Origin of the sequence: Microlunatus parietis (assembly GCF_013407955.1) — a bacterium.
GTDB lineage: Bacteria > Actinomycetota > Actinomycetes > Propionibacteriales > Propionibacteriaceae > Microlunatus > Microlunatus parietis.
The window spans coordinates 6,347,408-6,359,696 of the sequence record NZ_JACCBU010000001.1 but is presented as its reverse complement, the minus strand read 5'-3'; the positions used below and the strand labels follow the sequence as shown (position 1 = coordinate 6,359,696).

Genomic DNA, 12,289 nt, shown 5'->3' with positions numbered 1-12,289 from the left:
TGCGCCAGGGAGCCGGATCGCGGGTTGAAGCCTGGGGGCACGAGCCTGCTGCTCCATTCCGTTGTCCCTGTTCAGTTGTCGGTCCACCCGGGTGGTTCGCGGTCCTACAGGCCCGGGAAGACCTCGTCGTTCATCTCGGCGAAGGCGGTCTCCTGTTCGTCCGAGTAGGACTGCCAGGCGGCCGCGTCCCAGACCTCGACCCGGTTCATCGCTCCCACCACGACGCAGTCCTTGTCCAGGCCTGCGTACGCCCGCAGGTGCGGCGGGATGGTGATCCGGCCCTGCTTGTCCGGGGTCTCGTCCGAGGCTCCGGAGGCCAGCATCCGTTGGTAGTCCCGCACCTGCTTGCTGCTGGAGGGGGCGTTCCTCAGGGCTTGGGTCTGCTCGATGAACGTCGCGACGGGCCAGATCGCCAGGCATCGATCCTGAGCTCTCGTGATCACCAGTCCGTCCGCCAATTCATCTCGAAACTTCGCCGGGAGGATCAGTCGGCCCTTCTCGTCGAGTTTCGGAGTGTGGGTCCCGAGAAACACGGTCCGCACCTCCTGGCTCCACAATCAGCCCGATCCGCTCCACTTTCCGCCACCATACTCCACTTTGCCCCACTTAGCACCCCAATCCACCCCAAACCCTCCCCCAGGCCCCTTCGGTGCGGCTCGGCGACGTACCGCGATCGCCCGATTCACGGCGTGGCGGGTCGGCGCACGGCGCCGATCTCCGGAGACCGACGCGGGGGTGGAACAGAGCCGAAGGAGGGCGAGAGGCGCCGAACGGAGATGAAAGGCCGGCGCGGACCGGGGCGAATCGGACGCGAGGCCGGCGCGGACCGGCAACCGACACGCGCGCACCGATCGGCGTGGCCCGAGCGCAGCCGTGGCCAGCCCGGCCGGCTTCGGCGAGTGTGACGAAAACGACCACCTGAAATCGATTTCAATGGTACGAAACCTCACACTCGACGACACGGTGCGCGGAGCGGGCCGGGTGCTCGCCGTGGTGGAGGCCGCGGCCTGCGGGCGTTCGGCGATGGGTGTGATCTCGAGGGTCCGGGTCACACCGGGCCGTGGTCCGGAACGGTCGTCGGGCGTTGGCCAAGTCGTAACAATCGCGCCCTCGGCCACCACCGACTGGAATCACCGCGTAGGGTCTTCGTGGGAACTTCTCCCATCGACGAGTGGTGCCGAAGAGACGGTTCAGGCTGTCGCGACACGGCCTACCAGGGACACGGAGGACAGGGTGACCTTGAGCTACGCCAGAACCGGGGACGGTTCGTATTCCCTCGCCGACGTGGTCCGGGTGATGGGAGACGTACGCCAAGCGATCGAGGGCATCATCGAGGGCAAGCGGAGCGTCATCGACCTCGCCCTGGTGGTCCTGCTCGCCGAGGGCCATCTGCTGGTCGAGGACGTACCGGGGGTCGGCAAGACGATGCTGGCCAAGGCGCTCGGCCGCTCGATCGACTGCACGGTACGGCGGGTTCAGTTCACCCCCGACCTGCTGCCGTCCGACATCACCGGCGTCTCCGTCTTCAACCAGGAGACCCGCGACTTCGAGTTCAAGCCGGGCGGCATCTTCGCCAACATCGTGGTCGGTGACGAGATCAACCGTGCATCGCCGAAGACCCAGTCGGCCCTGCTGGAGTCGATGGAGGAACGGCAGGTCAGCGTCGACGGGACGACGTACCTGCTGGAGGCCCCGTTCATGGTGGTGGCCACGCAGAACCCGATCGAGATGGAGGGCACCTACCCGTTGCCGGAGGCGCAGCGGGACCGGTTCATGGCCCGGATCCAGATGGGCTACCCGACGCCGAACGCCGAGTTGGACATGCTCGACGCGCACGGCTCCTCCGACCCGCTGGCCGACCTGCGCCCGGTCACCGACGCGGCGACCATCCGCGGCCTGATCGCCGCCGTCAAGGGCGTGTACGTTTCGCAGGCCGTGAAGCAGTACATCGTCGCGGTGGTCAACGCGACCCGGCAGTCGCGGGACCTGCGGATCGGCGCCTCCCCGCGGGCCAGCCTGCAACTGCTCCGGTCCAGCCGGGCCTTCGCCGCGCTGTCCGGCCGCGACTACGTGACGCCCGACGACGTCGGCGCCCTGGCCGGTTCGGTCCTCGCCCACCGCGTGCTGCCGTCGACCGACGCGCAGCTGGCCCGGCGGACCGTCGCCGACATCATCGCCACGGCCGTCGCCTCGGTGCACATCCCTGACCGCAACCCGGCCGACGCGCCGAACCGGGCCGACCGCCGGCGCGACCGACAGGGCCAGCCGGCCCGCCAGGCCTGACCGCCGGCCATGCACCGCTTCTGGCAGCTGCTGACCGGTCGCGGCCGGATCTTCGCCGTCTTCGGCCTGATCGTCACCGTGGTCGGCATCGTCGGCGACCAGCGCGACATCATGCGGCTCGGGCTGCTGCTGCTCGTGCTGCCGATCCTGGCCGCGATCCTGGTCGCCCGGACCCGGCTCCGGCTGTCCTGCGAACGGACCGTCGAACCGGCGCAGGTGGCGCTCGGCTCCCCGATGCGCGGCCGGATCGTGCTCGGCCAGCAGGGCCGGCTGCCGATCGGGATCCTGATGCTCGAGGACGCCGTACCGCGGGAACTGGGCAACCGGCCCCGGTTCCTGATCGACCGGGCCACCCTCAACTGGCGCCGCGAGGTGGAGTATCCGCTGCTCGGCCGGGTGCGCGGACGTTTTCGTACCGGACCGCTGATGGTGCGGACGACCGACCCGTTCGGCCTGGTCCGGATGGACCGCCAATTCGTCGCCACCTCCGAGGTGATGGTGACGCCCGAGATCGTTCCGCTGCCGACGCTGCGGGCGGCCGGCGGGGCCGGCAGCACCGGCGAGGCGCAACCGCACCGGATCGGCGTGGTCGGCGCCGACGACGCGCTGATCCGGGAGTACCGGCAGGGCGACGACGTGCGCCGGGTGCACTGGCGCTCGACCGCCCGGCGGGACCAGCTGATGGTCCGCCGCGAGGAGCAGGCCTGGGACCCGAGCGCCAGCGTCCTGCTGGACTCCCGCGAATCGGCGCACGCCGGCCGCGGCATGCACAACTCGATCGAGTGGGCGATCTCGGCCGCCGGTTCGGTGGCCACCCACTTCCTCGACTCCGGCTTCAGCGTGGAGATCTTCGACGCCGGCGGCCCGCTGCACATCAGCGGCGCGCTCGGCCAGCACAGCTCGGCCAGCCGGCAGCTGGTGGTCGAGCGGCTGACCGATCTGCGGCCACGGACCACCCGGACACTGCACTACGCGGTCGAATCCGCCAATGCCGACCGGCCCGGCCAACTGATCGTCGCCATCCTGGGCCGGCTCACCCCGGCCGACGCCGAGGTGCTGCTCCGGGTCCGGGGCAGCCGGGCGCGCGGCCTGGCGATCATGCTCGACGTCGCCAGCTTCGCCGGTGAGGAGGACGACGAACGGCAGCGGGACGCCACCGACCTGGCCCAGAAGGTGCTGCTGGACAACCAGTGGCGGGTCGTCCGGGCCGACCGGACCACCACCGTCGGCGACGCCTGGACCCGGCTGGACGAGCTGAGCCGGGTGGCCTGATGCGCGACACCGACCGGAGCACCGTCGCCGTCACGATCGCCGTCCTGCTGGCGTCGCTGACGATCCGGCCGCTCACCTCCGACGGCCGCTACCTGGTGCTGGGCTGGCTGCTGGTGCTGACCCTCGGCCTGGTCACGCTGCTGCTGCGGCGGGCCCGGCTCGGGCCGACCACGGTGTTCCTGATCCAGGTCGCGGTGTTGATCATCGGGCTGGGCATGTTGACCTGGTCGATGTCGGATCCCGGCGGCGGCACCTGGTACGACAGCCTGCTCGACCTGTGGCGGTCCGGGATCGCGCACATGCAGACCCAGACGTCGCCGATGCAGCCCAACGACGGCGTCACCCTGATCTTCGTCACCGCGGTCGGCATCGTGATGGTGCTGACCGACCTGCTGGTGGTGGGGGTGGGCCGGCCGGGCTGGGCCTTCGCGCCGCCGACCGCGCTCTACCTGGTGCCGGCGCTGGGACTGGCCAAGGACGCCTCGATCCTCAGCTTCGGTCTGGTCGCGGTCGGCTACCTGGCGATCCTCATCGCCGACGGCCTGAACTCCAACGCCCGCTGGACCCGCGGCCTGTCCCGCGATTCCTCCGAGACGATGGGGGCCGCCGCACCGGTCGTCTGGCGGGCCGCCGGCTACCTCGGCGTACCGGCGCTGGTGATCACCGTGATCGCGTCGCTGATGATGCCGACCCTGGCGGTGTCCGGCTTCGGCATCGGCAACGGGTCCGGCGGCAACGGTCCGCTGCAGTTGGGCGACCCGACGCTCGACTTGAGGCGGAACCTGACCCAGGCCGAGGAGCGGCCGGTGCTGCGCTACCGGTCGACCCAGGACGACCGCTCCTCGGGGACGTACCTGCGGCTGACCACGCTCCCCCAGTTCGGCAACGCCGGCTGGTCGCCGGTCCAGATCCAGGTCACGCCGGGCAATCGGCTCGGCCAGATCCCCGGGGTGACCACCGAGCCGCGCGGGCAGCGGACGACCGACGTCTCGGTCAGCCAGGGCTTCGAGTCGGAATATCTCCCGGCGCCGTACGCCCCGCGCAACTTCAGCGCCGACGGCTCCTGGGGATTCGACCCGGGCGCGCTGTCGATCCTGGCCATGGGCAACGAGGACGTACGGCGGCGACAGATCGCCGGGCTGACGTACCGGGTGCAGAGCATCGACATCGAACCGACCGCCGAGCAGTTGTCGCTGGCCGCATCCGGCACGCCGCAGGACTCGGCGATCACCACGGCGGTGCCGGACGACCTGCCGCAGAGCCTGATCGATCTAACCAACCAGGTGACCGAGGACTCGACGACGGCGTTCGAGCGGGCGATCGCGATCCAGTCCTTCCTGCGCAGCGACGCGTTCGAGTACGACACCCGGCCGCTGCCGGGCAGCGGCTACCAGGCGCTGGAGAACTTCCTGCTCACCGACCGCCGCGGCTACTGCGAGCAGTTCGCCGGCGCGATGGCGATGATGGCGCGGGTGGCGAACATCCCGTCCCGGGTGACCATCGGGTTCCTCCCCGGCCAGCGCAACAGCGACGGCAGCTACACGGTCACCAATCACAAGATGCACGCCTGGCCCGAGCTCTACTTCTCCGGCTACGGCTGGGTCCGGTTCGAACCGACGCCGGCCAGCCAGGCCGGCACTGTGCCGGACTGGTCGGTGCCGCCGTCGGAGACCGGCAACAACCCCGACCCGACCACGGCGCCGACCACGGCCCCTACGGACGAGCAGACGGGACCGACCGCGGGCCCGACGGACGTGCCGACCGAGACCCCGACCGACCCGAACCAGACCACGACCGACCCGTGGCAGGCGCTGGCCGCGACCGGAATCGCGCTGCTGGTGCTCGCGGTCCTGGCGGCCCCGGCGACGCTGCGGATCCGGCGCCGGGCGTCCCGGCTCAGTGCGCACCAGGACGGCCGGCGACGGGTGGAGGGGGCCTGGCAGGAGATCCGGGACACCATGATCGATCTCGGCGGTCGCTGGCCGGACGGTTCGCCGCGCCGGATCGGCGCCACGGTCGCGAACCGACTGGACCGGAGTCAGGCCGACGAAATGACCAGTGTCGCCGTGCTCGTCGAGCGCTCCCGATATGCCCCGACGGCACCGGACGGCGAACTCGACGAATTGCCGGAGATCACCCGGAACGTGCGCGCCGGCCTGGCCGAACCACAAAGCCGCTGGCGCCGATTCCTGGCCTTTTGGCTGCCCCGTTCATTGTTCCGTCGCCGCTAGGAAACCTGACCCGATACACCGCCTGACGGTCGATCGGCCTGTAAAACAAGGGAAATCCTGATCCGGCGTGCGACCGTGGTCTTGACCCGATCCGCGATACTGGACGACGGTCGGCGCCGGTGAAATACTGCGAAAACCGAGTCGGCGGGCGAATTCGTACGGAATCGGAAGGCGGTCCAATGGCGCGCAGGATCGAAATCACCCTCGAAGACGATCTCGACGGGAGTCAGGCCGATGAAACCGTCGACTTCGCCCTCGACGGCGTCGACTATGCGATTGATCTGTCGGCCGAGCACGCCGCCCAATTGCGCAGCATCCTCGAACCGTACGCGGAGAAGGCCCGCCGTCGAAGCGGGCGGAACGGGGGCCCGGCCGCGACGTTCGTGACCGAACTGCCCCCGGCCAACGCGACCCTGCGGGCCTGGGCCCAGTCCAACGGTTACAAGGTGCCCGACCGGGGCCGGATCCCGGCCGAGGTGCGCCGGGCCTACGCGGCGGCCCAGGAATCCGCGCCCGAGCCGGTCAACGGCGACAGGCCGCAGCACGACCTTTCGGTCGGCATCGAGTCGGCGAGCGCCTGACCGCACCGCATCGCGGCGGCGAGAGAACAAGAACGAGGCTCGTTCTTCGGGTGAAGAACGAGCCTCGGGGACAATCGGCTCCGGTCAGAAACCCTCGTCGCGCCGGCGGCGCCAGCGCTCCTCCATCTTGTCCATGAAGTTGCGGGTGCTGTCCGGGCCGGACGGTTGAGACGCGCGTTGCCGCTCCGCGCCGGTCCGATGATCCGGGCCGGAACCCACGTGCTGCCACGCATAGATCGCCGTCACTGCGGCGGCGACCATCACCACGAAACCGAGCACACTGAGGAACAGGTAGGTCGACATTCCTGCGATCAGGAGTGCCAATCCGACGAAGAACCCAACCCCGGCGAGCGCTGCCCGTCGACGATGGACCCGTCGCGGACCCGTCCCGCGCATGGTGTTCACCAGCTTCGGGTCTTCCGCGGCGAGGGCGGCTTCCATCTGCTCGAGGAGCCGCTGCTCTTCCTCTGAGAGGGCCACGTGGCCACCTCCGGCTTTCCATGCGCCAACGGCGCTGCTTGCGGTCCTCACACCCTGTCTGGCGTGATTCCTTGACCCTAGTCTAGGCCCACCCTCTGCCCAGGAAAACCCACCACCCGACGCTCCGGTGATGCCCTGATCTGCGGTACGGGGAAGACCCGTCTCCGACACTACCGTCGGGCGGCTCAAACCGCACCACCCCGACCGCCGACTCGCCACGCCAGCCCCCGGAACGTGACCAAACCGACCCTCTCTGGCGGCCCCGACGATCACGCCTCCCGAGCGCGGCACACACCGACCGCAGCCCCAGCCCGAGGAGCCCGGCCCAGATCGCGACCGATCAGACCCTGAGGACGATCACGGCCCCGATCGCTGCACACCAACCGCAGCAGCGATTCCCGGCCCCGAAACCCGCCGGCGCGACCCGACGGTCTCACCAGAGCGACCAGACCACAGGATCTGTCGCGGTCCGCGTTCCGGTCGCTTCGAGCAGACGCAAGGGCAACCTCCGGACGCCGGATCGGGGTCAAACGATCCACTCGAGGTCGGCGACTTCGAGTCTGACGGGCCCGGACCGTAAGAACGTCGAGGTGGTCCGCGGGCCGCGGCTCGGGCACCGATCGGGGCCGGCCCGGGACAGGGTCGTCACGGTGCGGCGCGCCGGCTCGCGAGCCAGGTTGACCATGCGCAGGTCTGGCGCGCGGCCGCGGTCGCCGGCTGCCGGTGCGAATTCTCGGTGCCGTTTCCCCTCGGCGGCCGCCGCTCACTTGGGTTGGTGGGCTCGGCGGTCGGGGTCGCTCTGGCCGGGGGCACCCATGGCGGCGACCCAGTTCCGTGGCGCGGCCAGGACGGCCCGCTGGACCGCCTTGGGACCGAATCGGCCGACGGCGGCGTCGACGGCTCGTTCGGCCTCGCGCCAACCGAACTCCGGGTCGTCGAGGAATGGCTGCCGTTCGGCGCGCTCGGCCGGGACCAGGCCGCCGACCTTGATGCCGACCCGCCGGATCCGGGCCTGATCCAGGCCGAGCCGGTCCAGCAGCGCGAGGGCCGCCGCGTAGATCTCGTCGGTCACGTCGGTCGGGTTCGGCAGCGTGGTCGACCGGGTCAGGGTGCGGAAGTCTGCGAACCGGATCGACATGGTCACCGTGCGGCCCAGGTAGCCGGCCCGCCGCATCCGGCGGGCCGTCTTCGCGGCCATTCGGAGCAGTTCCCGGCGGACCACGGTCGGATCCTCGGTGTCGGAGCCGAACGTCTCCTGGGACCCGACACCGCGCTCGGGGACGGCCGGCACCACGCGGGTCCGGTCCCGGCCCCAGGCGAGCTCGACCAGCTGGTGCGACAGGTGCGGGCCGAACGTCTGCCGCAGCGCGCCGGGCGGCGTCCGCGCCAGGTCGGCGATGGTACGGATGCCGAGCCGGTGCAGCTTCTCCGCGGTGGGCGGCCCGACGCCGAACATCGCGTCCACCGGCATCGGGTGCAGGAAGTCGGCCACCCGCGCCGGGGGAACCTCGATCAGCCCATCCGGCTTGGCCGCCCGGGAGGCCATCTTCGCGACGAACTTGGAGGGCCCGATGCCCACCGAACAGGTGATCTGCTGCTCGTCGCAGACCATGGCCCGGACATACTCCCCGATCGCGTACGGCGAGCTGAAGCGGTGCCGGGCCCCGGCGAGGTCGAGATAGGCCTCGTCGATCGAGGCGGCCTCGACGATCGGCGTGACGGTCTGGAAGACGGCCACGATGCCCTTGGCCACCGAGGAGAAGTCGTCATAGGTCGGGTCGATGAAGTTGAGCTCGGGACAGAGCCGCTTGGCCCGCCCGGACGGCATGCCGGAGCGGATCCCGTACGCCCGCGCCTCGTAGTTGGCCGACAGCACCACGCCGCGGGGATAGCCGCCGACGACGACCGGGGTGCCGCGCAGCTCGGGCCTCCGCCGCATCGAGACCGAGGCGAAGAACGCGTCCATGTCGACGTGCAGGATCACCGCCATCGGCGACCACCGCCCGGCGTGGAGCGAAGGATCAGTCGGCGCGGCGGGCCGAGACGTGCAGCGCCGGGGCGATCGGCTGGAAGGCCGGGTCGGTGCTCAGCTCGTTCTCCAGCGCGAGCAGTTCCGCGTAGGCCCCCGCCGCCGACTCGACGACCGCCTCGGCGACGTAGTCCGCCGCCGAGCCGAGGCCGTGCTCGGCCACGACCTCCAGGCCGGCCCGCCGGACCAGCTCCAGGGTCGAAGCGTGATCGAAACGGCTGCGATCCGCCAGCACCTCCCGGGCCAGCGCGATGTGCCCGGCCAGGGCGTGCGAGAGGACCAGGGCGTGCCGCTGCTGCACCAGCAGGCTGAGCCGGCCGCCGGGCCGGAGCACCCGGGCCACCTCGGTCAGGGCGTCGGCCGGGTTGTCGACCACGTCCAGGACCCGGTGGCACAGCACCAGGTCCACCGTGCCGGGGCTGACCAGGTCGGCCAGGTTGCCGGCGTCGCCCTGCTGCCCGCTGATCCGGTCCGCCAGGCCCAACTCCGCGGTCCGCCGCTCCAGCGAGGCCAGCGCGTCCGGGCTGGGGTCGATGACCGTCACCCGGTGGCCGCGTTCGGCCAGCGCGGTCGCCACGCCGCCGGTCCCGCCGCCGAGGTCGACCACGGTCCGGGCTCCCTCGCCGTCCAGGTCGGCGAGCTGCGAGTCGAGGATCTGCAACAGCAGCGCCTGGGTCACCGGCAGGCGGCGCTTCGCGCGGTGCGTCGTGGCGCGGGTCGCCATGCCGCCCTCCTTCCGCCGAAACACTCGGCAGCCTCGTGGTGGAAGGAAGCCTAGTGCCGACGGCTCGCCGGCCGCCGGGCGCCCACGCCCGCCGCCCCGAGTTCCTGATCATGATCGGTCCCGCCCCGCCGGTTCCGGGCCGAGCCGGGTGTGCACGTGCTGGTAGAACAGGCCGGCGTCGCGCAGCAGGTCGGCCGCCTCCCGCTCGGTGACGATGGAGGTCGCACCGGACCGGACCGCCTCGCGTTTGCCCTCGGTCGCGGCGAAGAAGGCGGCCCATTCCGCATACTCCGGGGCGACCGCGGCGACCAGCGACCATAGGTGGCTCGGGAACCGCACCTGGGCCGAGCGGAGCCGGACGATCAGCGCCCCGGTCCGCAGCGCCGCCAGGTGGGCCGCGAGATAGCGGTCGCTCGGCCGGCCGGCCAGTTCGGCCTCCAGCAGGGTGCCCTCGATCCGGTGCAGATCGGCCCGCAGCGCGACCGGAAGTCGATCATGGTCGGCGCGCGGGAAGGAGCCCGGCAGCACGGGCTGAACGGGCAGGTCGCGGTCGGTCGGGTCGGTGACGAGGACGGTCGCAGGCAGGGGCATGTCAGGGGTTCCTGTTTCGGGGCGCAGTACGGGAGCAGGGAGGCTCGACCCGGGTGAGTGGCGGCCTTGGCGTGGACGGGGGTCGAGTCCATCCACGCCAAGGCGAGCCAGAGCGCGTGCCGCGAACACGGCGCTGTGCCGAACCCGCGTCCGCGATCCTTCCCCAAGTATCGATATCGAACGCGTGTTCGAACAAGGATCAATCTACACCCGGCCACTGACAGTCCGTCAAGACCGAACCACGAGACCTGAGGATCAGCCTCCGAAGGCGAGGAAGTAAACCTCGAACGGCGCCGCGAATGTGGTGCCCAGCCGGGTCCCGGCAGGCCGCGAGAAGCCCTCCAGGAACTCCTCAGGATCGAACGCCCAGCCGAGCCCGTCGATGTAGGCCTGGTGCGCCTTCAGTGAGGCGACGCCCCGGTCGAAGGTGGCCGTGGTGTCCACGGCGTGTCCGGCCTCCGGCGAGCCCGAGGCCAGCACCTGGCGAACCCCGCCCCAGGGCTCCAGCCCGTCGGTCAGCTGGTCGGCGAAGATCCACCGGTTGCCGGCGTCCCGGGCCGCATCCAGGACCGCACGGCCGGTGGCGATGTGGTCGGCCTGGTTCAGCGCCCGGCCGCCCCAGGTGTCCCGGAAATTCGCCGTGATCACGACCTCGGGGCGATGCTGCCGGATGGTCCGGCAGATGGCGGCCCGGAGGGCGATCCCGTACTCCAGAATCCCGTCCGGCAGCCCCAGGAACTCGACGGTGTCGACGCCGACGATCCGGGCCGACTCGATCTGCTCGGCCTCCCGGACCCGCCGGCACTCGTCCGGCGTCATCGAGTCGATGCCGGCCTCACCGCTGGTCACCATGACGTAGGAGAGGTGCTTGCCCTGGTCGGTCCAGCGCGCGATCGCGGCCGCCGCACCGAACTCGAGATCATCCGGATGCGCGACGACACAGAGTCCGCGCTGCCATTCTTCGTCGACCGGTTCGAGGTCTGCCATGGCGGCAGGCTACTCGGCAGCCGCCCGGGCCGTCCCGCGTTTCCGGGTCGCAGCCTGACAACGCTCGTCCGTCAGGTGCTGTCGGGACCACACCATCAGTTCCTCCAGCGCGGGCAGCAGGGCCTCACCGGCGGCGGTGAGCCGGTAGCCGACGGTGACCGGCGGACCCTCCCGCACCGTCCGCTGCACCAGCCCGGCACCGGACAACTCGGAGAGCCGGTCGGACAGTACGGAGTCGCTGATCCCGGGGATCGCCCGGCGCAGCTCGGCGAAGCCGGCCGCGCCACCCATCAGGGTGCCCAGCAGGACTCCGTTCCACCGCTTGCCGAGGAACTGGAAGGCGCGCGCCAACGCCTCGTCACAGCCGTGTTCCTCGTGAGGGATCTCACCTGTCGGCGCCATGTGCACCACTTTACCCGGCGGACTATGATCTCCGATGGTACTCGTAATTTCCTAGCGACTTGGAGATAACTATCATGACCGAGATGCTGACCGACCCGGCGACCACCGGACGGCTCGACGACGCCGCGCTGGCGACGCTGTTCACCGGCGCGCACACGATCAACGCGTTCGCGCCGACCCCGGTCACCGACGATCAGCTCGCCGAGATCTGGAACCTGACCCGGTGGGCGCCCACCGCGGTCAACATCCAGCCGCTGCGGGTGGTCTACGTACAGTCCCGGGAGGCGCGGGAACGGCTGATCCGGCACCTGCACGAGGGCAACCAGGCGAAGACCCTGGCCGCGCCGGCGGTCGCGGTGCTCGCGGTCGACAACGGCTTCCACGAGCACATCCCGCGGGTTGCGCCGTTCCGGGCCGAGCTGCGCAACGAACTGGCCGAGAACCCGCCGGTACGGGAGCAGCTGGGTCGGTTCAACGGCGCACTGCAGGCCGGCTACTTCATCCTGGCCGTCCGCGCCGTCGGCCTCGGTGCCGGCCCGATGGGCGGCTTCGATGCGGCCGGACTGGACGCCGAGTTCTTCCCCGACGGCGGCTGGACCTCCACCCTGGTGGTCAACATCGGCCACCCCGAGAACTCCGACGCCTGGCACCCGCGGCTGCCGCGGCTCGAGCACGACGAGGTGGTCCGCTGGGCCTGACCGCAGCGGAC

At 70.8% G+C, this 12,289-nt stretch carries 11 protein-coding genes and 1 pseudogene; 5 read left to right on the top strand and 7 right to left on the bottom strand.

Annotation, left to right across the window (positions count from 1 at the left end; all coding sequences use genetic code 11):
• Positions 1-104 precede the first annotated feature (104 nt).
• The gene (gene mraZ, locus BKA15_RS30640; protein ID WP_179757462.1) at positions 105-533 is read right to left on the bottom strand and encodes a division/cell wall cluster transcriptional repressor MraZ; all 429 of its coding nucleotides are present in this window, start codon (positions 531-533) and stop codon (positions 105-107) included.
• 763 nt (positions 534-1,296) lie between these two features.
• On the opposite strand from mraZ, the gene BKA15_RS30635 reads away from it, so the two are divergent.
• The 4 genes and pseudogenes from BKA15_RS30635 to BKA15_RS30620 all read left to right on the top strand — a co-directional run.
• The gene (locus tag BKA15_RS30635; protein ID WP_179758797.1) at positions 1,297-2,283 is read left to right on the top strand and encodes an AAA family ATPase; all 987 of its coding nucleotides are present in this window, start codon (positions 1,297-1,299) and stop codon (positions 2,281-2,283) included.
• Between the two features lie 9 nt (positions 2,284-2,292).
• A complete protein-coding gene (locus BKA15_RS30630; RefSeq protein WP_179757461.1) occupies positions 2,293-3,555 on the top strand; it encodes a DUF58 domain-containing protein in 1,263 nt (420 codons plus the stop codon).
• Positions 3,555-5,786, top strand: a complete 2,232-nt coding sequence (locus BKA15_RS30625) for a transglutaminase TgpA family protein (protein WP_179757460.1) — start codon at positions 3,555-3,557, stop codon at positions 5,784-5,786. Before BKA15_RS30630 ends, BKA15_RS30625 begins: the two co-directional genes overlap by 1 nt.
• 179 nt (positions 5,787-5,965) lie before the next feature.
• Positions 5,966-6,277: pseudogene (locus BKA15_RS30620) on the top strand (histone-like nucleoid-structuring protein Lsr2); the annotation flags it as partial.
• 174 nt (positions 6,278-6,451) lie between these two features.
• Here the strand turns inward: BKA15_RS30620 and BKA15_RS36680 are convergent.
• From BKA15_RS36680 to BKA15_RS30590, 6 genes are all read right to left on the bottom strand, one after another.
• A complete protein-coding gene (locus BKA15_RS36680) occupies positions 6,452-6,847 on the bottom strand; it encodes an SCO2097 family morphological protein (protein WP_179757458.1) in 396 nt (131 codons plus the stop codon).
• A gap of 763 nt (positions 6,848-7,610) precedes the next feature.
• Positions 7,611-8,837, bottom strand: a complete 1,227-nt coding sequence (gene dinB, locus BKA15_RS30610) for a DNA polymerase IV (protein WP_179757457.1) — start codon at positions 8,835-8,837, stop codon at positions 7,611-7,613.
• 31 nt (positions 8,838-8,868) lie between these two features.
• Entirely contained in the window at positions 8,869-9,600 is a 732-nt protein-coding gene (locus tag BKA15_RS30605; RefSeq protein WP_179757456.1) for a methyltransferase domain-containing protein, read from the bottom strand.
• A 108-nt stretch (positions 9,601-9,708) separates the two neighbouring features.
• Positions 9,709-10,191 (bottom strand): SAV_6107 family HEPN domain-containing protein, encoded by a 483-nt coding sequence (locus BKA15_RS30600; protein ID WP_179757455.1) that lies wholly within the window; start codon positions 10,189-10,191, stop codon positions 9,709-9,711.
• A 255-nt stretch (positions 10,192-10,446) separates the two neighbouring features.
• Positions 10,447-11,178 (bottom strand): PIG-L deacetylase family protein, encoded by a 732-nt coding sequence (locus tag BKA15_RS30595; RefSeq protein ID WP_179757454.1) that lies wholly within the window; start codon positions 11,176-11,178, stop codon positions 10,447-10,449.
• Between the two features lie 9 nt (positions 11,179-11,187).
• Entirely contained in the window at positions 11,188-11,580 is a 393-nt protein-coding gene (locus BKA15_RS30590) for a winged helix-turn-helix transcriptional regulator (protein ID WP_179757453.1), read from the bottom strand.
• Between the two features lie 74 nt (positions 11,581-11,654).
• Between BKA15_RS30590 and BKA15_RS30585 the strand changes: the two genes are divergently transcribed.
• Entirely contained in the window at positions 11,655-12,278 is a 624-nt protein-coding gene (locus BKA15_RS30585; RefSeq protein WP_179757452.1) for a malonic semialdehyde reductase, read from the top strand.
• The last annotated feature ends 11 nt before the right edge of the window (positions 12,279-12,289 follow it).

Excerpts from the sequence above, each read along its gene's own strand:
- BKA15_RS30600 (WP_179757455.1), bottom strand. The coding sequence starts at position 10,191 with ATGCCCCTGCCTGCGACCGTCCTCGTCACCGACCCGACCGACCGCGAC.
- BKA15_RS30605 (WP_179757456.1), bottom strand. The coding sequence starts at position 9,600 with ATGGCGACCCGCGCCACGACGCACCGCGCGAAGCGCCGCCTGCCGGTG.
- BKA15_RS30625 (WP_179757460.1), top strand. The coding sequence starts at position 3,555 with ATGCGCGACACCGACCGGAGCACCGTCGCCGTCACGATCGCCGTCCTG.
- BKA15_RS30585 (WP_179757452.1), top strand. The coding sequence starts at position 11,655 with ATGACCGAGATGCTGACCGACCCGGCGACCACCGGACGGCTCGACGAC.
- BKA15_RS30590 (WP_179757453.1), bottom strand. The coding sequence starts at position 11,580 with ATGGCGCCGACAGGTGAGATCCCTCACGAGGAACACGGCTGTGACGAG.
- BKA15_RS30635 (WP_179758797.1), top strand. The coding sequence starts at position 1,297 with ATGGGAGACGTACGCCAAGCGATCGAGGGCATCATCGAGGGCAAGCGG.
- BKA15_RS30630 (WP_179757461.1), top strand. The coding sequence starts at position 2,293 with ATGCACCGCTTCTGGCAGCTGCTGACCGGTCGCGGCCGGATCTTCGCC.
- BKA15_RS30595 (WP_179757454.1), bottom strand. The coding sequence starts at position 11,178 with ATGGCAGACCTCGAACCGGTCGACGAAGAATGGCAGCGCGGACTCTGT.
- dinB (WP_179757457.1), bottom strand. The coding sequence starts at position 8,837 with ATGGCGGTGATCCTGCACGTCGACATGGACGCGTTCTTCGCCTCGGTC.